Annotated in this window: 26 protein-coding genes (1 of these 26 only partly in view); 9 read left to right on the top strand and 17 right to left on the bottom strand. The window is 66.4% G+C overall.

Features of this window, described 5'->3' with window-relative positions:
* A protein-coding gene (locus QFZ54_RS12440) for a CBS domain-containing protein (protein ID WP_307087498.1) crosses the window boundary here: on the bottom strand, positions 1-145 show its start. It extends 296 nt beyond the left edge of the window; only the first 145 of its 441 coding nucleotides appear in the window; the start codon lies at positions 143-145; its stop codon lies off the left edge, out of view.
* A 71-nt stretch (positions 146-216) separates the two neighbouring features.
* Here QFZ54_RS12440 and QFZ54_RS12445 point away from each other — a divergent pair, with 71 nt between their 5' ends.
* Entirely contained in the window at positions 217-507 is a 291-nt protein-coding gene (locus tag QFZ54_RS12445; RefSeq protein WP_307087500.1) for a hypothetical protein, read from the top strand.
* 209 nt (positions 508-716) lie between these two features.
* Here the strand turns inward: QFZ54_RS12445 and QFZ54_RS12450 are convergent, their stop codons facing one another.
* The 4 genes from QFZ54_RS12450 to hisS form a co-directional block, all read right to left on the bottom strand.
* Complete coding sequence (locus QFZ54_RS12450; protein ID WP_307087502.1) at positions 717-1,967, bottom strand: DUF4167 domain-containing protein; 1,251 nt, start codon at positions 1,965-1,967, stop codon at positions 717-719.
* A gap of 258 nt (positions 1,968-2,225) precedes the next feature.
* A complete protein-coding gene (gene prmC, locus QFZ54_RS12455) occupies positions 2,226-2,969 on the bottom strand; it encodes a peptide chain release factor N(5)-glutamine methyltransferase (RefSeq protein ID WP_307087504.1) in 744 nt (247 codons plus the stop codon).
* A gap of 241 nt (positions 2,970-3,210) precedes the next feature.
* Complete coding sequence (gene prfA, locus QFZ54_RS12460) at positions 3,211-4,284, bottom strand: peptide chain release factor 1 (protein WP_056066153.1); 1,074 nt, start codon at positions 4,282-4,284, stop codon at positions 3,211-3,213.
* On the bottom strand, positions 4,281-5,579 hold the full coding sequence (gene hisS / locus QFZ54_RS12465; protein WP_307087507.1) for a histidine--tRNA ligase: 1,299 nt from the start codon (positions 5,577-5,579) through the stop codon (positions 4,281-4,283). Before hisS ends, prfA begins: the two co-directional genes overlap by 4 nt.
* Positions 5,580-5,628: 49 nt before the next feature.
* Between hisS and QFZ54_RS12470 the strand changes: the two genes are divergently transcribed.
* The 3 genes from QFZ54_RS12470 (at position 5,629) to ppa (ending at position 8,988) form a co-directional block, all read left to right on the top strand.
* The gene (locus QFZ54_RS12470) at positions 5,629-6,279 is read left to right on the top strand and encodes a DUF1345 domain-containing protein (RefSeq protein WP_307087509.1); all 651 of its coding nucleotides are present in this window, start codon (positions 5,629-5,631) and stop codon (positions 6,277-6,279) included.
* Positions 6,280-6,419: 140 nt separating this feature from the next.
* Positions 6,420-8,333 carry a M61 family metallopeptidase gene (locus tag QFZ54_RS12475; protein WP_307087512.1) on the top strand — a complete coding sequence of 638 codons (1,914 nt, stop codon included), beginning with the start codon at positions 6,420-6,422 and terminating at the stop codon, positions 8,331-8,333.
* A 76-nt stretch (positions 8,334-8,409) separates the two neighbouring features.
* Positions 8,410-8,988: an inorganic diphosphatase gene (gene ppa / locus QFZ54_RS12480; protein ID WP_307087514.1), complete on the top strand. Its 579-nt coding sequence runs from the start codon at positions 8,410-8,412 to the stop codon at positions 8,986-8,988.
* Between the two features lie 186 nt (positions 8,989-9,174).
* Here the strand turns inward: ppa and QFZ54_RS12485 are convergent, their stop codons facing one another.
* From QFZ54_RS12485 to ispG, 3 genes are all read right to left on the bottom strand, one after another.
* A complete protein-coding gene (locus QFZ54_RS12485) occupies positions 9,175-9,651 on the bottom strand; it encodes a GNAT family N-acetyltransferase (protein ID WP_307087516.1) in 477 nt (158 codons plus the stop codon).
* Positions 9,648-10,562 carry a DMT family transporter gene (locus QFZ54_RS12490; protein ID WP_307087518.1) on the bottom strand — a complete coding sequence of 305 codons (915 nt, stop codon included), beginning with the start codon at positions 10,560-10,562 and terminating at the stop codon, positions 9,648-9,650. The genes QFZ54_RS12485 and QFZ54_RS12490 overlap by 4 nt, the downstream gene beginning before the upstream one ends.
* Positions 10,563-10,890: 328 nt before the next feature.
* Complete coding sequence (gene ispG, locus QFZ54_RS12495) at positions 10,891-12,030, bottom strand: flavodoxin-dependent (E)-4-hydroxy-3-methylbut-2-enyl-diphosphate synthase (protein WP_307087520.1); 1,140 nt, start codon at positions 12,028-12,030, stop codon at positions 10,891-10,893.
* A 144-nt stretch (positions 12,031-12,174) separates the two neighbouring features.
* Between ispG and QFZ54_RS12500 the strand changes: the two genes are divergently transcribed.
* The 4 genes from QFZ54_RS12500 (at position 12,175) to QFZ54_RS12515 (ending at position 15,760) form a co-directional block, all read left to right on the top strand.
* Complete coding sequence (locus QFZ54_RS12500) at positions 12,175-12,696, top strand: DUF1993 domain-containing protein (RefSeq protein ID WP_307087523.1); 522 nt, start codon at positions 12,175-12,177, stop codon at positions 12,694-12,696.
* 159 nt (positions 12,697-12,855) lie between these two features.
* Positions 12,856-13,995 carry an acyltransferase family protein gene (locus QFZ54_RS12505; protein WP_307087525.1) on the top strand — a complete coding sequence of 380 codons (1,140 nt, stop codon included), beginning with the start codon at positions 12,856-12,858 and terminating at the stop codon, positions 13,993-13,995.
* Positions 13,992-14,912, top strand: coding sequence for an isoaspartyl peptidase/L-asparaginase family protein (locus QFZ54_RS12510; protein ID WP_307087527.1), 921 nt, complete (start codon positions 13,992-13,994; stop codon positions 14,910-14,912). The genes QFZ54_RS12505 and QFZ54_RS12510 overlap by 4 nt, the downstream gene beginning before the upstream one ends.
* Positions 14,909-15,760, top strand: a complete 852-nt coding sequence (locus QFZ54_RS12515) for a S1/P1 nuclease (RefSeq protein ID WP_307087529.1) — start codon at positions 14,909-14,911, stop codon at positions 15,758-15,760. Before QFZ54_RS12510 ends, QFZ54_RS12515 begins: the two co-directional genes overlap by 4 nt.
* 168 nt (positions 15,761-15,928) lie before the next feature.
* On the opposite strand, the gene pal is transcribed toward QFZ54_RS12515, so the two are convergent.
* The 9 genes from pal to QFZ54_RS12560 all read right to left on the bottom strand — a co-directional run bounded on the left by pal (position 15,929) and on the right by QFZ54_RS12560 (position 24,513).
* Complete coding sequence (pal, locus tag QFZ54_RS12520) at positions 15,929-16,456, bottom strand: peptidoglycan-associated lipoprotein Pal (RefSeq protein WP_056487232.1); 528 nt, start codon at positions 16,454-16,456, stop codon at positions 15,929-15,931.
* Between the two features lie 52 nt (positions 16,457-16,508).
* Positions 16,509-17,879: a Tol-Pal system beta propeller repeat protein TolB gene (tolB, locus tag QFZ54_RS12525; protein WP_307087533.1), complete on the bottom strand. Its 1,371-nt coding sequence runs from the start codon at positions 17,877-17,879 to the stop codon at positions 16,509-16,511.
* Between the two features lie 242 nt (positions 17,880-18,121).
* Positions 18,122-19,156 (bottom strand): cell envelope biogenesis protein TolA, encoded by a 1,035-nt coding sequence (locus QFZ54_RS12530; RefSeq protein ID WP_307087534.1) that lies wholly within the window; start codon positions 19,154-19,156, stop codon positions 18,122-18,124.
* Between the two features lie 13 nt (positions 19,157-19,169).
* Positions 19,170-19,607, bottom strand: coding sequence for a protein TolR (gene tolR, locus QFZ54_RS12535; RefSeq protein WP_307087538.1), 438 nt, complete (start codon positions 19,605-19,607; stop codon positions 19,170-19,172).
* 182 nt (positions 19,608-19,789) lie between these two features.
* Entirely contained in the window at positions 19,790-20,482 is a 693-nt protein-coding gene (gene tolQ, locus QFZ54_RS12540; protein WP_307087540.1) for a protein TolQ, read from the bottom strand.
* Positions 20,479-20,937, bottom strand: coding sequence for a YbgC/FadM family acyl-CoA thioesterase (locus tag QFZ54_RS12545; RefSeq protein WP_307087542.1), 459 nt, complete (start codon positions 20,935-20,937; stop codon positions 20,479-20,481). The genes tolQ and QFZ54_RS12545 overlap by 4 nt, the downstream gene beginning before the upstream one ends.
* 111 nt (positions 20,938-21,048) lie before the next feature.
* On the bottom strand, positions 21,049-21,807 hold the full coding sequence (locus QFZ54_RS12550; protein ID WP_307087544.1) for a hypothetical protein: 759 nt from the start codon (positions 21,805-21,807) through the stop codon (positions 21,049-21,051).
* Between the two features lie 332 nt (positions 21,808-22,139).
* Positions 22,140-23,126, bottom strand: a complete 987-nt coding sequence (locus QFZ54_RS12555; protein WP_307089434.1) for an NAD(P)H-dependent flavin oxidoreductase — start codon at positions 23,124-23,126, stop codon at positions 22,140-22,142.
* 133 nt (positions 23,127-23,259) lie between these two features.
* The gene (locus tag QFZ54_RS12560; protein WP_307087546.1) at positions 23,260-24,513 is read right to left on the bottom strand and encodes an aspartate kinase; all 1,254 of its coding nucleotides are present in this window, start codon (positions 24,511-24,513) and stop codon (positions 23,260-23,262) included.
* Positions 24,514-24,565: 52 nt separating this feature from the next.
* On the opposite strand from QFZ54_RS12560, the gene ubiG reads away from it, so the two are divergent.
* Positions 24,566-25,306, top strand: coding sequence for a bifunctional 2-polyprenyl-6-hydroxyphenol methylase/3-demethylubiquinol 3-O-methyltransferase UbiG (ubiG, locus tag QFZ54_RS12565; RefSeq protein ID WP_307087548.1), 741 nt, complete (start codon positions 24,566-24,568; stop codon positions 25,304-25,306).
* Positions 25,307-25,455: the final 149 nt, after the last annotated feature.

Below are 25,455 nucleotides of genomic sequence, written 5' to 3' on the forward strand. Positions count from 1 at the left end.
GGCCGCCATCGAGTACCGGCGCCGCACCGATCCGCTTCTCCGTGAGCAACGCGACTGCGTCCGCCACGGTGGAATCGGGGGTCAGCGCCTGTATGTCGCCCTTGTCCTTCAGGGCCTTGTCTTTCAGGATCGCCGCGATCGTCATCTTCGCCTCTCCTCAACTGCGTCTGTTGCGCGTGGCTTGAGGAAACCATGTTTGCGCGGCAATGTGAAGCGATGACCGATCGACCGCCTGAACCGCCCGTCGGGCTGGACGACCCGCACTATGCCGCGTTCGCCTGGGCACGGTTTCGTGAGATCATGGCATGGATGATCCTGGCTGCGGCCATATGCGTCGCCGCGGTGATTGCGACGATGGCGTATGTGCAAGGGCCGCTGCACCTCGTGACGATGCTTGCGATAATCGGCGGAGTCGGCGGATCCGTGATGCTCGCGGGACTGTTGATGGGCCTCGCCTTCCTCAGTTCGGGAAGCGGGCATGACGAGAATGTGACCCGGATCGATTGAGCGGATCGGGAAAGCAGGACTCTGGTTACCGTTCTCCCGCGGACGCGGGACCTAAGGCAGACCAGGAACACCTCACCTGGCCTTGGGCCCCCGCCTTCGCGAGAAACGGAATTTGGTGCACCGAGCCGCAAAAAAAGCCGGCACCGCGTGATGCGATACCGGCTTTTCCGTTTCACCTGATGATCCCGAAGCAGTTCGGACTGATCGGATCAGCCTGCCTGGACTTCGTCCGGCACCGCGCGAACGCGACGGCGGCGGGGCTTTTCCTCAGGCGTGGCGTCCGAAGCGGCGGCATCAGCCGCGGGTGCCGGTGCCGGAGCAGGCGCGACCGCCGAAATGCCGAGCGATGGCGGCAGACGATCTGCGTCGAACGCGGTTGGTGCGCCCTCGTCCTGCGCAACAGGTGCGTCGAGGCTGCGATCGCGGCGCGGGCGGCCGCGACGACGGGGCTGCTCCTCGGTTGCGGCAACGGGCGCCGTGGCCTCGGAGGTTTCGCCCGGCTGGACAACCTGATCATTGGTCGGCTGGGCAGTCTCGGTCGCGGAACGCAGCGTGTCGGCTTCCGAATCCTGGTTGGCGTTGGCCACCGGCGCGCTCACGCGGGGCGTACGACGGATAGTCTCACGCTGCGGCGCATCGCGGTAGTCGCTGCGGGGCTCGCGAACCTGCTCCTCGCGCCCGTTCTCGCGGGGCTGGGTCTCACGCGACTGTGCCTCACGAGCCTGGGCCTCACGAGCCTGTCCCTGCTCCTCGCCGCTGCGGTCGTCGCGGGGCTGGGTATCGCGTGGCTGGGCATCGCGGGGAGCGTTGCGCTGATTGCGCTGGCCGTCGCCACGGACGCGGTCTTCGCGCTGGCCGTCGTTACGCGGCTGAGCCTCGTTCCGGGGGCCGTCGTTACGCTGGCCTTCGTAGCGGTTGTTCTCGTACCGCGGGCGCTCTTCGCGCTGGGGACGATCGTCGCGCTGCGGACGATCTTCACGGCTCTGGCGGGGTGCATTCTGGTACTGGCCGTTCTGCTGGCCACCATTCTGCTCGCCACGCGGCTGCTCGGGCGCACCCTGCTGCTCGCCCGAACGGATCGGTTCGCCCTCGTCGCCGTAATCGTCGTCGCCGTCGAGATCGAACGGCTGCTGGCGGCGTGGCTGCTGCTGGGCCTGCGGCTGGCTCTCTTCGAAGCGCGCGCGGGTTTCGCTCAGGACGCGGAAATAATGGTCCGCGAACTGGAGGTAATATTCGATGTTGACGCGGTCGCCCTGCATCTGTGCGTCGCGCGCGAGGTTCTTGTACTTCTCGTACAGCTGGCTCGCGTTGCCGCGCGCGCGGCTGTCGATGCGGTTGCCGGTATCGCGACCACCCTGGCCACCGCCGCCACCTTGGCGTTGACCGCCACCGCTACCGCCGCCGCCATTATTATTGTTGCCACGACCGCGACGGCGGCCGGCTTGCCGGTTGTTGATCAAGCTTGTGTCCTCAGTCGTCGAACCAAAATCTGGTCGTGCTCCGAAATGCGGTGCAAACCCCCCGCCGCGCACCGACGATCTATACGAGATCGGTGCGTCGAACTTGCCAGGGCCGCCGGACTGCAGCGACCTCAAAGCGAAGGATGCGGGTCAACGCTCAAAACCGACCATCATGTCGAGATTGCGTGCCCCTGCCCGCGTGATAGCGTCCGCAAGGGACCTACTACAAGCGAAATGTGAGGTTTAGCGCCATATTGTTCAAGTCGCGGGCCCCCGGGTTGCTAGTAACGCGCGCGCGTTGCCGCCATAGTCTTGGTGGAGCGCGAGGTGCAGACCTTGCGCTTCGAGCAGCGCCGTGACGGCGGGAGCCTGCGTCGAGCCGATCTCGATCACCGCCGCGCCGCCGGAGCCGATCAAGGCGGGGAGTTGCTCGGCTAGGATGCGGTAGTCGTCTAGTCCGTCGCTGCCGGCGAAGAGCGCGGCGTGGGGTTCGTGGTTCTGGACTTCGGGCGGGAGTTGCTCGTCGGTGGCGATGTAGGGCGGGTTGGCGAGGATCAGGTCGAATTGGCCGACGATCGCGCTGGCCCAGCTTCCATGGATGAAGTGGGCGCGGTCGGCCATCCCGAGTGTGATGGCGTTAGCGCGAGCGTAGTCGAGCGCCTGGGAGGAATAGTCGATGCCGAGGCCTTGCGCGGGCCACTCGTCGAGGGCTGCGAGGAGCAGCGTGCCGGGGCCTGTGCCGAGGTCGAGCACGGTTGCGGGAGCGCGTCCGGCGAAATGCGCTTGCGCGGCGATGAGGAGCGTTTCGCTGTCGGCACGGGGGACGAGCGCGCCGGGACCGACGGCGAGGTCGATCGACCAGAAGCCGCGGGTGCCGGTGATGTAGGCGATCGGCTCGTGGCGGAGGCGGCGTTCGACGAGCGCGGCGAAGGTGGCGGGGACTCTGTAGCGGGTCGGGTCGAGGAGGATCGCGTTGCGGTCGATGCCGAGTGCGTGCGCCATGAGGAGTTCCGCGTCGAGGCGGGGGGTGGGCGGAGAACGCGAACTGCGCGGCGGCGGTGGCGATCGCTGCAGCTACCCCCCCGCCCGCTTGCGGGAGGGGGTTGGGGGGTGGGCACGCGCTCACCTTGGACGCACCATTGGCGATTGGTCGAAAGACCAGAGCGACCCGTTCGTGTGGAACGAGCCGCGAGCCCACCCCCCGGCCCCCTCCCGCTTGCGGGAGGGGGGGAAGTAGGCGGGCTCAGCCATCCAGCTGCGCCAGGCGGTCTGCCTCGTCCTGTGCGACCAGCGCGCCGATCAGTTCGTCCATCTCGCCCGCGACGATCTCCGGCAGGCGGTGAAGAGTCAGGTTGATGCGGTGATCGGTCACGCGGCCTTGCGGGAAGTTGTACGTGCGAATCCGCTCCGAGCGGTCACCCGAACCGACCATCGACTTCCGCGCACCCGCCCGCTCGGCATGCAGCCGGTCGCGCTCGGCCTCGTAAAGGCGCGTCCTGAGTACGCGCAGGGCCTTGGCCTTGTTCTTGTGCTGCGATTTCTCGTCCTGCTGGATCACCGTCAGGCCGGTCGGGATGTGGACGATCCGCACCGCGCTGTCGGTGGTGTTGACCGACTGGCCGCCCGGCCCCGACGAGCGATAGACGTCGATGCGCAGGTCCTTGTCGTCGATCTTGACGTCGACCTCCTCCGCCTCGGGCAGCACCGCGACGGTCGCGGCCGACGTGTGGATGCGGCCGCCCGCCTCGGTGGTCGGGACACGCTGGACGCGGTGGACGCCGCTTTCGAACTTGAGTTTCGCGAACACGCCCTGGCCGGTGACGCTGGCGACGACTTCCTTGAAGCCGCCAGCGTCGGACGACGAGCCCGAGATCATCTCGACCCGCCAGCCCTGCGATTCGGCATAGCGCTGGTACATGCGGAACAGGTCGCCCGCGAACAGCGCCGCCTCGTCGCCGCCGGTGCCGGCGCGGATCTCGAGCATCGCCGCGCGTTCGTCGGCCGCATCGCGCGGCAACAGCGCGAGCGCGAGCTTGCGGTCCGCGGTTTCGAGCAGCGTGCGATTCTCGTGCAACTCCTCGGACGCCATCGCGCGCAGTTCGTCATCGGCATCGTCGGCCATGAACGCGAGACTCTCCGCCTCCTGCCGCAACCGGCGCACTTCGGTGGCGGCCTGCGCGACGGGTTCGAGCTCGGCATATTCCTTCGACACCGCGACGAAGCGGTCGGAGGGGAGGTCGCCGGTCGACATAAGCGCCTGCAACTCGTCACGCCGCGCCTCGATCGCGCGGATGCGGTCGGGGGAGATCTGGGTCATGGATTGTTCCAACCCGCGCTTCCCATCGACCAACCAAAGCGGTCACCGAGAACGTCACGCACTTTGTTCACTAGCTCGTCTTGTTCAGCATTGGACAACGATGAGTTGTAAAAACTCATTTCCAGAGCAGAACCTGGACCGTCCGGATCGCCGACAAAAAGCTTGCTGACGGCAGCCTCCTTATTCGCGATCTCGCCCCGCCGCTTGAGATTACCTTTGAACGCCATTGAGCAAGAAAAGCCCGCACTACGAAGAAGTGTAACGGCCTCCAGCGCCCGTGAATTCCAGTCGGCACTTTTGGGAATAACTGCCACGAGTGGACGTTCAACCGCCGGTTCTTCCAGCAACATAGCCAGCCGCTCGACACCCGCGGCCCAGCCCACGCCCGCCGTCTCCGGCCCGCCTAGCGACCCGATCAGCCCGTCATACCGACCACCAGCCAGCACGGTCCCCTGCGCGCCCAGCTTGTCGGTCACGAACTCAAACGCGGTGTGGCGGTAGTAGTCGAGGCCGCGGACCAACCGCGCGTTGCGCTCCCAAGCGACCCCCGCCGCATCGAGACCGGCGGTCACCGCCTCGAAGAACGCGCGTGCCTCGTCCGTCAGATATGCGTCGATATCCGGCGCGCTGTCGGCGATCGGGCGGTCGCGCGGGTCCTTCGAATCCAGGATCCGCATCGGGTTCTTTTCGAGCCGGGTCAGGCTGTCTTCCGACAACTCACCGCGATGCGCTTCGAAATGCGCGACCAGCGCCTCGCGCCAGGCGTCGCGCGTCGCCGCGTCGCCGAGCGTATTGAGCTGCAACGTCACGCCCTCGGAAACCCCAAGTTCGCGCAGCAACTGGTCCGCCAGCACGAGCAACTCGACGTCCGCCGCCGGCTCGGCCGCGCCGATCACCTCGGCGTCGATCTGGTGGAACTGGCGGAAGCGTCCCTTTTGCGGGCGTTCGTAGCGGAATACGGGGCCGCTGGTGGTGAGCTTCAACGGTGAGAACTGCTGCCAGCCTTCGGTCAGATAGGCGCGGGCGATGCCGGCGGTGAACTCGGGGCGGAGCGTGAGCGAATCCCCGCCGCGGTCCTCGAACGTGTACATTTCCTTCGACACGACATCGGTCGTCTCGCCGAGCGAGCGCGCGAACACGGCCGTGGATTCGAACACCGGGATATCGATCCGCTGGAAGCAATACAGCGCGCGCACCCGTTCGAACGTCGACAGGACGTGCGCGAACCGGCGCTGCTCGTCGCCGAAAATGTCCTGGGTGCCACGGATGCGGCGCGGGGTTTCTGTCTTGGCCATGATGCGCGCGTATCTAGGCGACGTCCCCGCTAAGCGCTAGCGCTGTAGCATGACCAGCAAAGCCAGATATTGGGGTCTCGGCCAGCGCGTGGCCCCGCCGCGCTTCGTCCTGTTCGTGCTGGTCTTCGCGATCGGGCTGGTCGCGATGATCCCGCGCTTCGGGCTCGGCCGGGGCACGATGGCGGCGTTCGACGTCGGGGCGGTCGTGTTCCTGATCGCGGTCTCGACGCTGTTCCGCAACGCCGGCGCCGAGCGGATGCGCCGAACGGCGGTGGAGAACGACGCCAACCGCGCGGTGCTGCTCGGGTTCAGCGGGACGATCATGCTGGTCATCCTGGTCGCGGTGGCGAAGGAACTGCAGGGCAAGAACGACGCGGTCGGAATCGCGCTGACGATCACGACGCTGGCGCTCGCGTGGCTGTTCTCGAACATGATCTACACGCTCCACTATGCGCATCTCTATTATGTCGACGATCCGGACGGGAAGGACGCCAAGGGCCTCGACTTTCCGAGTTGCGACGAGCCCGATTACTGGGACTTCGCCTATTTCGCGTTCACGCTGGGGATGACGTTCCAGACGTCGGACGTTCAGATCACCTCGCGTCGGGTGCGGAAAGCGGCGCTCGGCCAGTGCATGGCAGCGTTCGTGTTCAACATCGGCGTGCTGGCGTTCACGATCAATGTGCTGGGGAGTGGTTGAGGGTCCGCCACCGTCAGGATGACGGGAAGGGTTTGGTGACGCCGGAGGGGCCCCGAACCACGCCTCGGTAAAGGACTGGACGACTGCCCTTTATCGCGATTACACCTCGTGTCATCGTCTCTCAGCCGGAAGGCCCTTCCTTGATCCGCAAGCTCCTCGTCGCATCCCTGCTCGCGTCTGCCGTTCCTGCCATCGCGCAGGTCCCCGCCGGCAACACCGCGCCGCAGCCCGTCCCGTTCGTCGACACCATTCCCGACCCGGTCGACACGCCCTATCCGGGCACGCTCATCCTCGACGTCGATGCGACCGATACCGAGCGCGGCATCTTCCGCGTGAAGGAGACGATCCCGGTCGCCAAGGCAGGCCCGATGGCGCTGCTCTATCCGAAGTGGCTGCCAGGCGCGCATTCCCCGCGCGGCGAGATCGAGAAGCTCGCCGGCCTCGTGATCCGCGCGAACGGCAAGATCATTCCCTGGACGCGCGATCCGGTCGACGTGTTCGCATTCCACATCGACGTGCCCACCGGTGTGAAGACCCTGGTGGCCGAGTTCCAGTTCATCTCCGCGACCAAGGGCGACCAGGGCCGCATCGTGATGACGCCGACGATGGTCAGCCTCCAGCCGAACCTCGTCAGCCTGTACCCGGCCGGCTATTTCACGCGCCAGATCCCGATCAAGATGACCGCCACCTATCCGGCGGGCTGGACCGCGGCGGGTGCGGTGCCGGCCAAGGTGTCGGGCTCGACCTACAGCTACGACACGACGAACTACGAGATCCTCGTCGATTCGCCGACGCTCGCGGGCAAATACGGGAAGGTCTGGCCGCTCAGCCCCCGCGTCGGCCTCAACGTGTTCGCGGACAGCCCCGATCAGCTTGCCGCCAAGCCGGAGCAGATCGACGCGCACAAGCGCCTCGTCGACCAAGCGGTGAAGACGTTCGGCGCGCAGCATTACGATCGCTACGAATTCCTGCTGTCGATCACCGACCAACTCGGCGGGATCGGCCTGGAGCATCATCGCAGTTCGGAAAACGGCGTTCGTCCGGGGTATTTCACCGAGTGGGAGACCGGTGCCGCCGGCCGCAACCTCCTCCCGCATGAGTTCACGCACAGCTGGGACGGCAAGTTCCGTCGTGGTGCCGACCTTTGGACGCCCGATTTCCGCACGCCGATGCGCGATTCGCTGCTGTGGGTGTACGAAGGCCAGACGCAGTTCTGGGGCTATGTGCTCCAGGCGCGGTCGGGGCTGGTCAGCAAGCAGGACACGCTCGACGGCTATGCTTCGATCCTCGGCAACTACGATACCGCGCCGGGCCGCCAGTGGCGTCCGCTGATCGATACGACGAACGATCCCGTGATCTCGGCACGCAAGCCGAAGGGCTGGACCAGCTGGCAGCGGTCCGAGGATTACTACAACGAAGGCCTGATGGTCTGGATGGAGGTCGATGCGATGCTCCGCCAGAAGTCGAACGGCGCCAAGTCGATCGACGATTTCGCGCGCGCCTTCTTCGGCGTCCGCGACGGCGATTACGGCGAGCTGACCTACACCTTCGCCGACGTCGCCAAGACGCTCAACGGCATCGTCCCCTATGACTGGGCGACGTTCCTCAACACCCGCCTGACCGAGACCGGCAAGCCCGCGCCGATCAACGGCTTCGCGATGAACGGCTACAAGCTGGTCTATGGCCCCGAGCAGAGCCCGTATCTTAAGCAGGCCGAGAAGACCCGCGGCACCGACGTCAGCTATTCGTTGGGCATGGTGATCAACAAGGAGGGCGTCGTGACCTCGTCGATCTGGGATAGTCCGGCGTTCAAGGCTGGCCTCGACGTCGGCACCGAGATCGAAGCGGTCAACAACGAGGCGTATTCGTCCGACCGGATCAAGGCGGCGATCCTTGCGGCGAAGGGTACGAAGGTGCCGATCCGCCTGACTGTAAAGAACAACGACCGATTCCGGGACATCTTGCTCGATTACCATGACGGCCCGCGCTATCCGCGGCTTCAGAAGGTGGGTACAGGTGACGGCGGGCTGGACAAGCTGCTGATGCCGCGCTGACCAGAGACTAATCCAACGTGGTGCCGGCCGCTCCCCAGAAGAGGAGCGCCGGCATCGCCATTTCGAAAGGACCGCCATGCGTATCGATCTCATCCCGACCGGCAAGAACCCGCCCGAAGACCTGAACGTCATCATCGAAGTGCCGACCGGTGGCGAGCCCGTGAAGTACGAGTTCGACAAGGCATCGGGCGCGCTGTTCGTCGATCGCATCCTGCACACGCCGATGCGGTACCCCGCGAACTATGGCTTCGTGCCGCACACGCTGAGCCCCGATGGCGATCCGCTCGATGCGCTCGTGATCGCGCGCTCGCCGTTCATCCCGGGCTGCGTCGTCCGCGCACGCCCGATCGCGGTGCTGAACCTGGAAGACGAAGCCGGCGGCGACGAGAAGCTCGTTTGCGTACCCGTCGATTCGGTGTTCCCGTATTACGCCAACATCGGCGAGCGCGGCGACATGCCGGAGATCGTGTTCGAGCAGATCGAGCACTTCTTCACGCACTACAAGGACCTGGAAAAGAAGAAGTGGGTCCGCGTCGGCAAGTGGGGCGATGCAGACGAAGCCAAGCGCGTGACGATCGAGGCGATCGAGCGCTACGAAGCCGAGAAGGCCAAGGGCGAAGAGCCGATGAACGCGGACGACATCGTCGGGCGCTGATCTGACGTCTTTCCGGTCTATTGCACCGGTCGCGTCGCAAATTTGCCGCCCCGGCGCAGGCCGGGTCCAAGTGGAAAGGTCGAAGTAACGGAGCGCTATCCTTCGTTACCTCTGGCTCCCAATTGGACCCCGGCCTGCGCCGGGGAGGAATTACTCGACGGGACCGGTGAGGGACGGCGCCCAGACCTACCGCCCTGCCAGCTTCACCAGCGCATGCCCGGACATCCGTTGGATCGTCCATTCCTCCATCCCGACCGCACCGACCTTCCGGTAGAAGGCGATCGCATCGGCGTTCCAGTCGAGCACCGACCATTCGAACCGCGCGCAGTCGCGATCGAGCGCCACGCCCGCGAGATGCGCCAGTAGCGCGCCGCCGACCCCCTGCCCACGCGCGTCCGGCGTCACGTACAGATCCTCCAGATACAGCCCGCGCTTGCCCGTCCAGGTCGAGAAGTTGTGGAAGAACAGCGCGAAGCCGAGCGGACCGTGCGCACTCTCCGCGATCAACGCCTCGGCCGCCGGCTTTTCCCCGAACAGCGCCTCTTCCAGCATGGTCTCTGTCGCCTCGACTGCATCCGGTTCGCGCTCGAACGCGGCGAGTTCGCGGACGAAGCGCAGGATCGTGCCGACATCGGCAGCGGTGGCGGAACGGATGACGGTCATGCACTTGCCTCGATCGATGTCTGCGCGATGTCACGCCGCCGCGCCGCGTACAGGCACGCGACGACGATGATCGCCGCGCCCGCCAGCGTGAACGCCGATACCCGCTCGCCGAACACCAGGAAACCCAGCACCGCGGCATAGACGAACGAGGTGTATTCGGTGGTCGCGAGGAAACCAGTGTCGCCGTGTGCATAGGCCCAGCCGAGGAGCCACAACGATGCAGTCGCAAGCCCCGCGGCGAGCACGAGCTTCGGCCACTCCGCGGCCTCGGGCACGACTGCAAGCCACGGTGCCGCCAGCGCCAGCGTCGCGGTGATGACGAGCGCCTGGAAGAACGCGATCTCGCCCGGGCGCGCGGCCTGGCTCTGCATCCGCGCGATCACGAGGTTGACCGCATACAGCACCGCGGAGCCGAGGATCGCGAGCGTGCCGTGGAACGTCTCGGATCCAGGCACCTCGCGTCCCTGCCCGATCATCACCACCAGCACGCCGCCAAGTGCGGCGATCGACGCGACGAAGGTCTTCCACCCGACGCGCTCGCCCAGCGTCACCGCCGCGAGCAGCAATGCGAGAATCGGCGCGATGTAGGTGAGCGATATCGCCTGTGCCATCGGTACGCGCGCGAGGCCCCAGAAGAAGAGCACCGCCATCGCCGTGGTTACGAGCCCCCGCGCCAGATGCAGCTTCAGAGCACGCCCGCTCGGCCGGCCGCTGTTCCCGAGCTTCCACGCCACCGCGCCGAGACCGACGCTGATCATCTGCCGCCAGAGGAGCGCGTTGTAGACGCCGATCGCCAGGACGAGCGACTTCATCACCGCGTCCATCATGGAGAACAGGCCGATGCCGAGCGCGGCGATCGCGAAGGCCAGAGCGGGGGAGACGACGCGGTTCGTCACGGGACTAGACCGCATTGTGAACGCTTAGTGCCCGGACAATTACCATGCGATCCGCTTAACCGGCATAGCATCGCTACGCTATCGTCGACGCGGGTTCCGTTTTGAAAGAGCGGTGCCCACACAATATTACTGTTCCCTCGCGAACGCGGGGGCCCAGGACCACGAACGCTATCGTCTGTTACCCTGGACTCCCGCTTTCGCGGGAGAACGATAAGGCGCCCACCTCCACACTGCGTCATCCTGACGAAAGTCAGGATCCAGGGTAACGAACGTCGCCCTTCATGGCTCTGGATCCTGCCTTTCGTCAGGATGACGGGATAATTGGAGCCGCCCGCGTAAATCGTTATTCCGCTGCCATCTCCGGCACCAATGCAGCAATCGCCTCGTCCGCAGCTTCGATCTCCGCGGCCTTCGCCTCGACGAGCCGGACGATGTGATCGACCATGTCGGCATCCTGGACGTGGTGGTCGGTCACGCCCGACAGATACACCATGTGCTTGCCGTTGCCGCCGCCGGTGATGCCGATGTCGGTCTCGCGCGCTTCGCCGGGGCCGTTCACGACGCAGCCGAGCACCGACAGGGACATCGGCGTGCGGATGTGCTGCAAGCGTTCTTCCAGCGCCTGCACAGTGCGGATCACGTCGAAGCCCTGGCGCGCGCAGGATGGGCACGACACGACGCGGACGCCGCGGTTGCGGATGCCGAGCGACTTCAGGATCTCGAAGCCGACGCGGACTTCTTCTTCCGGCTCGGCGGAGAGCGAGACGCGGATCGTGTCGCCGATGCCGTACCAGAGCAGGCTGCCCATCCCGATCGCCGACTTGACCGTGCCGCCGACGAACCCGCCCGCCTCGGTGATGCCGAGATGCAGCGGGCAATCGACCTGCTCGGCCAGCTGCTGATACGCTGCGACCGCGAGAAACAGGTCGGACGCCTTCACCGCGACCTTGAACTCGTGAAAATCATGGTCCTGCAACAGCTTGATGTGATCGAGCGCCGACTCGACCAGCGCGTCCGGGCAAGGCTCGCCGTATTTCTCGAGCAGGTGCCGCTCGAGCGAGCCACCGTTGACGCCGATCCGGATCGCGCAGCCGTTCGACTTGGCCGCGTCGACGACCTCCTTCACGCGCGCCGCCGAGCCGATATTGCCCGGGTTGATCCGCAGGCACGCCGCGCCCGCGTCCGCCGCTTCGAGCGCGCGCTTGTAGTGGAAATGGATGTCGGCGACGATCGGCACGCGGCTCGCGCGGACGATTTGCTTCAGCGCGGTGGTCGATTCGACATCGGGGCAGCTGACGCGGATGATGTCGACGCCCGCCTCTTCGCAGCGCCGGATCTGGTCGACCGTCGCGCGGACGTCGTCGGTCGGCGTGTTGGTCATCGTCTGCACCGTCACCGGCGCATCGCCGCCGACGGGGACGTTGCCGACCATGATCTGGCGGCTCTTGCGGCGGGTGATATCGCGCCAGGGACGAAGGGACATGGAGATTCCTCGGGAGTTCGAGGATGCATATAGCGACTTGCGCGGTGGAACGGAACATCGCTGGCGAGACGGCGCTGGCAAGGACGGTGCTGGCAGGTGTGGCCAACGTCGGCCATAGCGGCGCAACACATAGGAGCCCGGTCGATGACGCTTTCCCTCTACGATGCGACGATCCCCTCGAACCTCCAGATCCTCCGCGCGGTCGACGCCCTGCTCGACAAGGCCGAGGCATTCGCGGTCGAGCGCGGTATCGACCCCGCGGCACTGATCGACGCGAAGCTTGCCGACGACATGCTACCGCTGGGCTATCAGGTGAAATCCTGCGCAGCGCATTCTGTCGGCGGGATCGAGGGCGTCCGTTGCGGCACCTTCTCGCCCGACCGATCAGCCTGGCCGACCGATTTCGCGGGGCTCCATAGCGTCCTGCGCGACGCGATCGCCACGCTGGAAGCGATCGACCGCGAGACGTTCGACGCGCTCGCCGACAACGACACCAAGTTCGAGTTCGGGACGTTCGTCATGCCGTTCACCGGCGCGAACTTCCTGCTGTCGTTCTCGCAGCCGAACTTCTATTTCCATGCCACGACGGCCTACGCGATCCTGCGCGCGCAGGGCGTGCCGATCGGCAAGCGCGACTTCATGGGCACGCCACGCATGAAGGTTTGAACCGGCCGAAACACTGTTTGCACGATCTTCCCCTCCGTCTGGCTAGCGTCAGCGACCTCCTCCTTGCGGGGGAGGATTACAGGGATACCGGTCGGTTCTGCGCACCACCTTGGCCGTCCTGCGCTTGCGGCACCGCCCCACGCCCCGTAGGGCCGCGCGATGAACCGGCATTTCGGCATGGACTGGCTGCGGATCGGCGCGTTCGCCCTGCTGATTGTCTATCATATCGGCATGGTCTTCGTGCCGTGGAACTTCCATGTGAAGTCGCTCCATGTCGAGAACTGGGTGCGGCTGCCGATGCTGGCGAGCAATGCGTGGCGGCTCACATTGCTGTTCGTCGTGTCGGGATACGCCAGCCGCGCGCTGCTCGCCCGGTCGAGCGGCACCGCCGGGTTCTTTGCCAATCGCTGCAACCGGCTGCTCGTGCCGCTGCTGTTCGGCATCGCGGTGATCGTGCCGCCGCAACCCTGGGTCGAGCTGGTTACCAAGCATGGCTATGCCGGCAGCTACTGGACGTTCTGGACACACGATTATTTCCGCTTCGGCAAGCTCGCAGGGCTTTCCCTACCTACCTGGAACCACCTGTGGTTCGTCGTCTATCTCTGGGTCTACACCACCGTACTGACGCTCGGGGTCGTCGTCGTCCGCGGCCAGTGGTTGCAACGCGCGTTCGACCGGATTTTTAGCGGCTGGGCGGTCGTGCTGCTGCCGATCGCGTGGCTCGTGTTCGTCCATGCCTGGTGGATGCGGATGGTCGGCGAGACGCAGGCGCTGTGGGGCGACTGGATCGCGCACGTCACTTATTTCCCCGCCTTCCTGTTCGGCTTCGGCCTTGCGCGGTCGGAGCCGGCGATGGCGGCGATCGGCCGCTGGTGGAAGTTCGGCGCGATCGCGGCACTGCTAAGCTATCTCTGCATCATCGGCATCGAGTTGCGCTGGCCGGCGGATGTCCCGACGCCGCGCTGGGTCTACACGCCCTACGGTATCGCGCACGCGGTCGAGCAATGGGGCGCGATCGTCGCGCTGATCGGAATCGCCGAGCGGCATTGGAACCGCGACCATCGCTGGCGGCCGATCCTGACCGAGGCCGTGTTCCCGTTCTACCTGATCCACCAGACGATCATTGTCCTCGTAATGTACGCGTTGCTCCCCGCCGGCCTGCCGGGCTGGGTGGAGTTCGCATGCCTGCTGGCTGCGACGATCGTCGGCTGCGTCGCCTTCTACTGGATCGGCCGCAGCATCGCGCCGCTCCGTCCCCTCATCGGCCTTCGCGCCCTACCCTCGAAAGACTCAGCATGACCTGGACCCTCGTCATCCACGGCGGCGCCGGCAAACTCGATAGCGAGATGGTCTCGCCCGAGCAGGATGCCGGCGCGCGCGCCGGCCTGTCGAACGCACTCGACGCCGGGTCGAAAGTGCTGGCGGATGGCGGCAGCGCGCTCGATGCGGTCGAAGCGGCGGTCCGTGTGCTGGAGGACGACCCGCACTTCAACTCAGGCCGAGGGGCGGTCTTCACGCATGACGGCACGCTGGAATTGGACGCGGCGATCATGGACGGCCGGACGCGAGCCGCCGGCGCCGTCGCCGCAGCGACCGCGACGCGCAACCCGGTCGGGCTCGCGCGCGCGATCCTCGACGACGGCCGCCACGTATTCCTCGCCGGCAAGGGCGCGGACGCGTTCTCGCGCGATCGTGATTTGCCGCAAGCCGACGCGGACTGGTTCGCGACCGACGAACGCCGGCGGCAGTTCGCGGAATTCCAGGCGGATGGCGGCGGGTTCGACGTCGACATGAAGTACGGCACGGTCGGCGCGGTCGCGTGCGACACGCATGGCCACGTCGCCGCCGCTACCTCGACCGGCGGGGTCACCGGCAAGCGCTGGGGCCGTATCGGCGATACGCCGGTGATCGGCGCGGGCACCTTCGCCGACGACCGCGCCTGTGCGGTATCATGCACCGGCTCGGGCGAGTTCTTCCTCCGGGTCGGCGTCGGCCATGAGATCGCCGCGCGTGTCCGCCTGTCGGGCGAATCGCTGCAGGTCGCCGCCGACGCGGTGCTTGCCGAAGTGAAGGCGCTCGGCGGCACCGGCGGGGTCATCGTCGCGGGGCCGGACGGCGACATGGCGTGGGGCTTCAACACCGTCGGCATGTACCGCGGCACCGCGTCGTCAGCGGGTAGCCGGACGGTCGCGATCTACGCTAACGAAGCGGCATGAAGCGCTATCTCCTCGCCGCCTTGGCCGTTACCGGCCTCGCCTCCCCCGCCACCGCGTTCTGGGAGTATGGCCACCAGACCGTCGCGCAGATCGCCTATGCCAACGTCACGCCCAAGACCAAGGCCGCGATCCGCAAACTGCTCGCGCAACAGGCGTTGCTCGACACACCCGAATGCCCGGCGGGCACGATCGAGGAGGCGAGCGTCTGGGCGGACTGCATCAAGCCGCTCAAGACCGCCGACGGCAAGTCGCGGTTCGGGTTCGCGTATAGCTGGCACTACCAGAACGCCGACGTCTGCGCGCCGTTCGACCTGGCGCCCGCATGCAAGGACGGCGACTGCGTCTCGGCGCAGATCGACCGCGACGTTAAATTGCTGCGGGATCGCGCCACGTCGCAAAAGGACCGCGTGCAGGCGCTGGCGTTCCTGATCCACTTCGTCGGCGATCTCCACCAGCCGCTCCACGCTGGCGACCGCCACGACAAGGGCGGCAACGACGTGAAGGCGGATTACGGGATCTACGGGCCGGCGCGGTTCAACTTGCATTCGATCTGGGATGGCCCGCTGGCGGAGCGCGCGATCTCGACGCCACCTTCGCTGGTGCGGCGCTATCCGGCGGCGGAGCGGGCAAAGATCGGGGCTGGGACGGTCGTCGACTGGAGCCGGGAGTCGTGGGAAGCCTCGCATACGGCGTATGCGGCGGCGCTGGGCGGGGACGCGTGCGGTGCGGTGCCAGCGCGGGTGAAGATGGACGACGCCACGATCGCGAAGATGGTGCCGGTATCGCGGGAAGAGGTCCGACGCGGGGGGATTCGGTTGGCGAAACTGCTCGATAGGGCGCTGGGCTGACCCACTTACCCTCTCCCCTTCGGGGAGAGGGAGGGGCCCGCGTGTTCTTGCACGTGGGAGGGTGAGGGGCTTGAGGCTTGGGACACCCGCGCCAAAGCCCCTCACCCTTCCGTCGCCTACGGCTCTTCCTTCCCTCTCCCCGCAGGGAGAGGGATCGCCGCGACAAACCTAGTTCAGCACCACCGTGACCGCGCGGCGGTTCGCGGCCCAGCTCTGGTCGTCCGAGCCCATTGCGACCGGGCGCTCCTTGCCGTAGCTGATCGTCGTCATCCGCGACGACGATACACCCTTTGCGGCCAGATAGTTCTTCGTCGCGTTCGCGCGGCGATCGCCGAGCGCAAGGTTGTATTCGCGCGTGCCACGCTCATCGGCATGACCTTCGATCGTGATGCGCTGGTTCGGGAACTTCGCCAGCCACTGCGCCTGGCTGTCGAGGATCGCGCGCGCGGTCGGATCGATGTCGTACATGTCGAGACCGAAATTCACCGTGTTCGAGCTGACCGAGCGCTGGAAGTCGGCATCGGAGCCCGGCACGATCGCACCGCCGACGTTGCCGTTGTTCATCCCGGCATTGGGATCGACGGCAGCGTTGTTGTCGACCGGCGCGGGCGGCAGGACCTCGGGACGCTTCTTCGCACAGCCGGCGACGGCGATCAGCGCGGTGCACGCAAGCAAGATGTTGGAAAGCTTCGACATAGATAGTCTCCCGTAGAAAAACACGTGTCCCCGTTATGCCCCCATAGCAGGTTTACGGACGAAGCGGGCCCCAGGCCGGATCGGAGCCGTCGAGCGGCGTCGGGATCTTGCGCTCGTTGACCCCGGTGAGGTCGACCGACCAGAGGTCCGCCTTGCCGCCGCTGCCGCGTCCCGAGCGATAGAAGTTGATCACGCGACCGTTCGGCGACCAGCTCGGACCTTCATCCTGCCAGTCGTTGGTGAGCAATTTCTCGCCGCCGCCGCTCGGGCTCATGATGCCGATCCGGAAACCGCCGCCGAGCTTGGTGAACGCGATCAGGTCGCCGCGCGGGCTCCAGACCGGCGTCGCATAGCGCCCGCCGCCAAAGCTGATCCGTTGCTGGTTCGATCCGTCGGCGTTCATCACGTAGATCTGCTGCCCACCCGAGCGGTCGCTCTCGAACACGATCCGCGAGCCGTCCGGCGAATAGCTGCCGCCGGTATCGATCCCCGGCGAGTTGGTCAGCCGCTGCGGGGTGCCGCCCTGCGCCGAGACGCGGTAGACATCGGTGTTACCGCCCTGCGCCATCGAGAACAGGATGTTGCGCCCATCGGGCGAGAAGCGTGGCGCAAACGTCAGGTTCGCGTTTGACACGACGAGCCGCTGCTTGCCCGACCCTATATCGTAGACATAGATCGCCGGGCGATTGTTGAGATAGCTCATATAGACGATCGACTGCTTGTTCGGCGCAAACCGCGGCGTTAGCACGATCGACTGGCCGTTGGTCAGGAAGCGGTGATTGGCCCCGTCCTGATCCATGATCGCGAGCCGCTTGATCCGGCGCCCCTTGGGTCCGGTCTCGGACACATAGACGACGCGGCTGTCGAAATACGCGCCTTCACCGGTGAGGCGGGTGTAGACCATGTCGGCGCATTTATGCCCTGCGCGACGCCAGTCCGACGGCGGTACCACGAATCCGGTGCGGGTCAGCTCGGCCTTGGAGGACACGTCGTAGAGGTAGCAGCCGACCGTCAGGTTGCCGTCGCCATTGGCGCGAATGAACCCCTGCACCAGCGCCTGGGCGCCGGTGCTGCCCCAGTAATCGAACCCGGGTGCGGTGACTTCGGGGAAGCTGACCGGGCGCAGCTGGCCGGGGGAAAGCGGCGTGAACAGCCCCGAGTTGCGAAGATCGTTGGTGACGATATCGGCGAGCTGGCGGCCGAGGACGTCGGTCGAGCCGGCTGGCGTGGAGACGACTGCGGCGGTCGGCATGACCGGAATCGCGATCGGCATCGGCGCGGAGATGCCGCCGGTGACGTCGACCACGAGGCCGCCGGACTGGTCGCCGGCCGGGGCTGGCGCGGCGGAGCCAGCGGGCGCTTGTTGGGGTGCTGGTGAAGGTGCGTCCTGTGCGCTGGCTGCACCGGAGACAAACGCGAGCAACCCAACCGATGCAAGAATCGATCGAGCCCGACGCCCACCCAACCCAGCTTCCACCCCGGCGAAGGCCGGGGCCCAATTGGGAGACGCCGCTGAGGGATCGTTGCGCGTCGTTACATCGACCTTTCCAATTGGGCCCCGGCCTCCGCCGGGGTGGTTGCCGTGCGCTGGGTGGTATTTCTCAACTGGAAGCAGCTGGCGCGAAGGGAAAAACCCCAGGATCGATCGAGTCATAACGGACATCCTCAGCCGGGAAGTTTGTAGCGCAGGCTGAAATTGCTCCAGCCGTTCTGCACGTCATACAGGTCGTCGGGCAAACCGCGTAGCGGCGAACACCCGACAAAGGTCGCGATCGCCAGATCGTCGACGCGGTCGACATAACGCCGGTTGTCGTCGTCGACCCCAGCATGACCACTGATCGTCGGCCGCGACTTCAGCGTGCCGTCGCGGTTGAGCTTCAGGTTGATCGTCACGCGGATCCGCTCCGCGCCGGGCCCGGGCGTGACCTGACGGTTGGCGCAAGGCTGCACCTGCCGCAGGATCGCCGAGCCGATGTTCGCCGCCGCCTGCGCACCGAGCTTGGCCGCCTTGGGCGCCTCCGACTTGCTCGGCGAAGGATCGGCCGACAGCCCCTTCAGGAAATTGTCGCCGAGCCGCGAGCCGCGCGGACGCGACGCCTTGGCCTCCGCGGTCGAGCCGCTGCCCTTGGTCGCGGAAGGCTTCGCAGGCTTGGCCGAACTCGACGACGACTTGGCGGCAGTATCCGTCGATTTCGTCGCAGTCTTCGCCGGCGCCGATTTCGCCGGCGCAGCCTTGGTCGGCTTCGCCTTGGCGGGTGCTGGCTGCGGCTTCACGACAGGCTTCGCGACCGGGGCCGGCTTGGCGGCAGGCTTTGGTGGCGCAGGCTTGGGTTTGGGCTGCGGCTTGGGCGCGGGTTCCGGGGCCGGTTGTGGCTTGGGCGCAGGCTTTGGCGGCGCGGGCTTGGGCTGCGGCGCAGGCGGGGTCGGATCGGGCTTCGGCTCTGGTTCGGCCTCTTGCGGAGCCGGCGGCGCGGCATCCTCGGGCGCGCCTTCGTCCGGTGCGATCGATTGCGCAGGCGCCTCGGTCGATTGCGGCGCGGTCGCCTCCAGCGCGACGTCGGGCACCAGGCTCACGTCGATCGGCTGCTGCTGGATCTTGGGCGGTTCGGGCGCGCTGAGAAAGCCCAGCGACAGCAGGCCGAACAGCACGACATGCCCGACGACGGCAACGCCTAAGCCGATCTTCTCCGAGCGATCCATCAGGCCAGCGCCATCAGTTCTGATTACCCTCGACGGTCACGAGCGCGACGCGGTTCAGCCCGGCGCGGTTGAGTTCGCCCATCACGCGCATCACGCGCCCGTAGTCGAGCTTCCGGTCAGCGCGCAGCAGCACCTGTGGCTCGTCGCCGACCGCACGGCTGGCGGCGATCGACGCGAGCCGGATCGGGAGCGCGTCGTCGGTCACCTGATCCTTGTCGATGAACAGCGCGCCGGTCCCGTCCATCGAGATCTCGACGGGCTTCTGCTCCTGGTCGAGCGCCTTGGCGCGCGCGTCGGGCAGGTTCACCGGCACGCCTGCAGTCATCAGCGGCGCGGTCACCATGAAGATGATCAGCAGCACCAGCATCACGTCGACCAGCGGCGTGACGTTGATATCCGCCATCGGCGCGCGGCGGCCGCGCCCGCGGGAAGAAGGAAGGTTCATCGCCACCTAAAATCCTCCCCGCACGCGGGGAGGGGGACCAGCGAAGCTGGTGGAGGGGGCGTGCCGCAGACGTCCGGATGCGTTTAGGTCCTCGTCAAACGGGCGACGCGCTGTGTGGAGAACCCCCTCCACCACGCCGCTGCGCGTCGCGGTCCCCCTCCCCGTGCCGGGGAGGATTTGCGTCGCGCTCATCGCGAGCCGTCCAGCTGGCGGCTCAAGGTCGTGTGGAAGCCGTCGGCGAACCGGTTGAGGCTCGCCTCGATCCGGTTGATGCCGTGCGAGAAGCGGTTGTACGCGATCACCGCCGGAATAGCCGCGAACAGGCCGATCGCCGTCGCGAACAGTGCCTCGGCAATACCCGGCGCGACCACCGCCAGCGACGTGTTCTGTGCCGCCGCGATGCTCGTGAAGCTCCGCATGATCCCCCAAACCGTACCGAACAGCCCGACGAACGGCGCCACCGAGCCAACCGTCGCCAGCACGTTCAACCGATCCGACAGCTTGTCGATCTCGCCAGCAACCGCTGCGCCCATCGTGGTCGCCAGCCGCTCGCGCGTGCCGCTCTTGTCGATCGTGCCGCCCGCGGTGGAACGCCGCCACTCGGTCACGCCCGCCGCGAACACCCGCGCCGACGGCAGGTCGTTCTCGCCCTCCGCCTTGTAGAAGACGTCGATATCCTCGGCCTTCCAGAAATCGCGCTCGAACCGGGTCATGTTCTTGCGCGTCTTGCCGATCCGCCGCCAGAACGCGACGATCAGCGCCCAGGTCCAGATGCTGGCGAGCAGCAGCCCGATCATAACGCCCTTCACGACCCAGTCGGCCTGCAGGAACAAGTGGATCGGCGACAGCGTCGCGCTATCCATAGTCAACACCGGATTCATGCTTCCCCCTGCCAGACTAGGCGTTCGTAGATATCGATCCATGCGCGTGGCTGGCGGCGCGGGCGACCATTCGGGGCGACCAACGCCGCCACGATGTCCGCCTCGGCCAAGACAAGCCCGTCGCGCATGACCCTTTGATGAATGGCGACCCCGGCCGCGCGGACCTGCACGATCCGCGAGACGACCAGCAATGCGTCGTCGAGCCTGGCGGGCGCGGCATAGCGGATGGTGACGCTGGCGATCGCGTAGGAGCCCTCGCCCGCCTCGAACGCCGCGCGCTGATCGATCCCGCCGACCCGCAGCATGTCCGACCGCGCGCGCTCCATGTAGCGCAGGTAATTGGCGTGATAGACCGCGCCCGACAGGTCGGTGTCCTCGAAATACACGCGTACCGGAAACCGGTGCTCGCGCCCGTCGAAGCGGCCTTCCGCCGGACGATCTGAAACTTCAGCCATTCCCGCGGCTGTTAACCCAGTCTTTGCGGGGAAGCCAACCATTGCCTGCAAGATGTGCGCGGTAACGGCGGTGAAACGTTAACGCGCCCCCTCTCCGCAAGGGAGAGGATTTTACTGGAAGACGCTGGGGTCGAGCTTCAGGCGAGGCTGCGCGGGCGGCACGGGCTGCGAGACCGGCTGGAGCCGGGCCTGCGTGATCGCCTGCACCGGCGCGTTCGACGCATATTGGCGCGAGGCGACCAGCTGCGGCTGGACCGGACGGACCGTGCGACCGCGCCATGCGTCGACCGCGCGGTAGAAATCGGTGAACGGCCGCTCGAGCACCGGCAGGTTCTGTGCGGCGAACGCGGGCAAGGTATCGGCCGTCAGACCTGTGCTCTGCGCGAGAACAGCGCCCGCCGCGGCGCAGAAGTCATCACGCGCGGGGGACTGGGAGAAGAAGTTGTAGAGCCGCGTCATCGAATCGTCGTAGCGATCCTGCCAGTCGCCGCCGCCTGCCTTGTATTCACTTGCATAGGTCGCCTCGGCCTTTGCGAGCACCGGCTTCTGCGCCGAGAGCAGCGCGTTGTAGCCTGCGACGATCGTCAACTCCTGCGGCCCGCGGCACGCGAGCGCGGCGACGTTGAGAGCGGCGCGGAGATGCCAGACCTTGGCGGACGTCGTCAGGTTGCGATTCGGCGTGGGATAGGTGCCGTCGGCGAGCGCGACCGGGATGACGATGGTCGGCGACGCACCCTTGGGCATCGTCGGCGCAGGGACCGGCACCATGATGACGGGCGGCGTGACCTGCGCCACGGTCCGTGGCTTCGACGTGCAGCCGGCCAGCAGGCCCAATGCGGTAACGGACAGCAAAGCAAACCGACGACTCATCGCAACCACCTCGTATCGTCCCCCGACGGGACACTCTATGCAGGGATTAGGTTAACGAGACGTAATCCGTATACGGTTTGCGGTGAGTTGAGAGAGGGTGGGGGTTCAGGGTTGTGCTGAAGTGGGGGGGCCGGTTCCCCGCAACTCCACCACCCCGGCGGAGGCCGGGGCCCAATTGGAAAGGTGAGAGTAACGGAGCGCGACCTCAGTCAGCGACGTCCCCCAATTGGGCCCCGGCCTTCGCCGGGGTGGTGCTGGGGTGAAGTATCACGCCGTTAAAACGATGCCGCCCCTCTTGACCCTCCCTCGTAAGGGAGAGGATCAGAAGTACCTTAAACCGCGCGTGCTTCCAGCGCGGCGGCCGCCTGTGCCATCAGGCCGCCGATGATATCCGCGACCGGCTCCTCGCGCTTGACCATGCCGACCGACTGGCCTGCCATCACCGAGCCATGCTCGACATCGCCGTCGACCACCGCGCGGCGCAACGCGCCCGCCCAGTAATGCTCGATCTGCAACTGCGCCTCGGCCATTTCCACGCGGCCGCCATCCAGATGCCCGGCGACTTCGCGCTGCTTTGCCGTAAACAACTCGCTCGACGCATTTTTCAGCGCGCGAACCGGAATCACCGGAAGCCGCGCATCGATCTGCACGCTGGCGATCGCATCACGCGCCGACGCTCGGATGAACGCCTTCTTGAAATTGGCATGCGCGATCGATTCGGTCGCGCACACGAACAGCGTGCCGAGCTGGACGCCCGCCGCACCCATGTCGAGATACCCCGCGATCGCCTCGCCGCGACCGATCCCGCCGGCGACGAACACCGGCACCTGATCTGCGATCTCGGGCAGCATTTCCTGCGCGAGCACGCTGGTCGAGACCGGGCCGATATGGCCGCCGGCCTCCATCCCCTCGATCACCAGCGCATCGACGCCGCTGCGAATGAGCTTCTTCGCGAGTGCCAGCGCAGGCGAGAACGCGATCAGCTTCGCGCCAGTCTCCTTGATCGCCTCGATGCTGCCCTTGGGCGGCAGGCCACCGGCGAGCACGATGTGGCCGACCTTGTGCTTGGCGCAGACCGCGATCAGCTCGAACAGGTCGGGATGCATCGTGATGAGGTTCACGCCGAACGGCTTGTCGGTCATCGCCTTGGTCGCGGCGATCTCGGTATCGAGCAGCGCGGGCGTCATCGCGCCGCACGCGATCACGCCGAACCCGCCCGCGTTGGAGATCGCGGAGACGAGGTTACGCTCGCTTACCCAGGACATCGCGCCGCCGAGAATGGCGACCTCCGACCCGAGGAACGCTGCGCCGCGCGCCATCCGGCGGGCGAGCCGCTCGGCGCCTACCGAGTGAAGGGGGGCGGGGGATGAGGTAGCCTGAAGCGCGGACATATCGGTCATGCGCCCCGCCTAGCCCTCCCCCGACCCCTCCCGCAAGCGGGAGGGGAGAGATTTACGCCGCGTCCTCGGCATCGAGACCGTACGCCGTGTGCAGCACGCGCACCGCCAGCTCGGTATAATCCTCTTCGATCAGCACGCTGACCTTAATCTCCGAGGTCGCGATCGCCTGGATGTTGATGCCGCGCTCGCCGAGCGTCGTGAACATCGTCGATGCAACGCCCGCGTGGCTGCGCATCCCGACGCCGACGACCGAGACCTTGGCGACGCGCGTATCGTGGACGATCGTCGCATAGCCGATCGCCTCCTTTGCCTTGTCGAGGATATCGAGCGATCGCGCGAGGTCCGCCGCAGGCACCGTGAAGGTGACGTCAGTCGAGCCGGTCGAGTGCGCGACGTTCTGCACGATCATGTCGACGTTGATCCCGCCGTCCGCCAGCGGCGCGAAGATCGCCGCGACCGAGCCGGGCCGATCGCTGACCTGCGTCAGCGTGATCTTCGCCTCGTTCTTGTCGTGCGCGATGCCGGTGATGAGCTGGCGTTCCATATCGTCGATTTCCTCTTCGCCCACGATCAGCGTGCCGCGGTGACCGTCATTGGTATCGCCGTCTTCGAACGAAGACAGCACGCGCACGCGCACATTCTCTTTCATCGCCAGGCCGACAGAGCGCGTCTGCAACACCTTGGCACCTACGCTGGCGAGTTCCAGCATCTCTTCATACGTGACCTTGCTCAGTTTTCGCGCGCGCGGCACGATCCTGGGGTCGGTCGTGTAGACGCCGTCGACGTCGGTATAGATGTCGCAGCGGTCGGCCTTCATCGCCGCCGCCATCGCCACCGCCGACGTATCCGAGCCGCCGCGGCCCAAGGTGGTGACGCGCTGACCGTCCGCAACGCCCTGGAAACCTGGGATCACCGCGACGACACCCTCGGCGAGGCTCGCATCGAGCGCGGCCGTGTCGATTTCACCGATCCGGGCCGAGCCGTGCGCGTCGGACGTGTTGATCGGCAACTGCCAGCCGAGCCACGACCGGGCCTTGCAACCCGCCGCCTGCAAAGCGATCGCGAGCAGGCCGCTCGTGATCTGCTCGCCGGCCGAGACGACGACGTCATATTCCTTGGCATCGTACAGCGACGACGCCTCGCGGCAGAAGCCGACGAGCCGGTCGGTCTCGCCAGCCATCGCGGAGACGACGACGGCGACCTGGTTGCCGGCGTCGACTTCGCGCTTCACGCGCGCGGCGACGTTGCGGATCCGCTCGATCCCAGCCATCGACGTCCCGCCGAATTTCATCACGATACGGGCCATTGGCAGCGCAAATCCCTTTGGGTCGAAGCGGCGGCCCTGATAGGTAGCGCGCATGATACTGGCAAGTGACACCGTAAACAGCGCAACAATCGATCCGCGCGAGGCCGCGCATTTCGGCACGATGGCCAAGGACTGGTGGGATCCGAAGGGCTCGTCCGCCCCGCTTCACAAGCTCAACCCGCCGCGGCTGCGCTATATTCGCGAGCAGGTCGACGCGCATTGGGGCGGCGATGGGGTTAGCTTCACGCCGCTGGCGGGGAAGACCGCGCTCGACGTCGGCTGCGGCGCAGGGTTGCTATGCGAACCGCTCGCTCGTCTCGGCGCGACGGTGACGGGGATCGATGCCGCGCCCGAGAATATCGCGGTGGCGGAGACCCATGCGGCGCAGAGCGGGTTGGCGATCGATTATCGCGCGGGGGGCGTCGAGGGGCTGGTCGGGCAATATGATCTGGTCACCAGCCTCGAGGTGATCGAGCATGTCAGCGATCCCGCCGGCTTTGTTCGGGGTTTGGCGCGGACGTTGGCGGAGGGCGGGCTGCTGATTTTGTCGACGCCCAACCGTACGCCGTTGTCTCGGTTGGCGATGATCACCGTAGCGGAAGGTGCTGGGGTCATTCCCAAGGGGACGCATGACTGGAACAAGTTCCTGACGCCAGAAGAGCTGACGGCGTTGCTGAAGGATGCGGGGCTGCGTGTGACGGATACGCGGGGGCTGAGCTTCTCGCCCGCGACGGGGTTCACGCTGAGCGATTCAACCAGTCTCGATTACTTCCTGACCGCGGTAAAAGCCTGACCTTGCCGCGCACGCCGCCACCCCGGTTCTCGCCGCCACCCCGGCGGAGGCCGGGGCCCAGTTGGAAAGGTCGTGGTAACGCAGCGCGATCGCTAATCATCACCGTCCCCCACCTGGGCCCCGGCCTCCGCCGGGGTGGGGCTGAGTAA

The organism is Sphingomonas faeni (genome assembly GCF_030817315.1).
In the GTDB taxonomy this organism is placed as follows: Bacteria; Pseudomonadota; Alphaproteobacteria; order Sphingomonadales; family Sphingomonadaceae; genus Sphingomonas; species Sphingomonas faeni_C.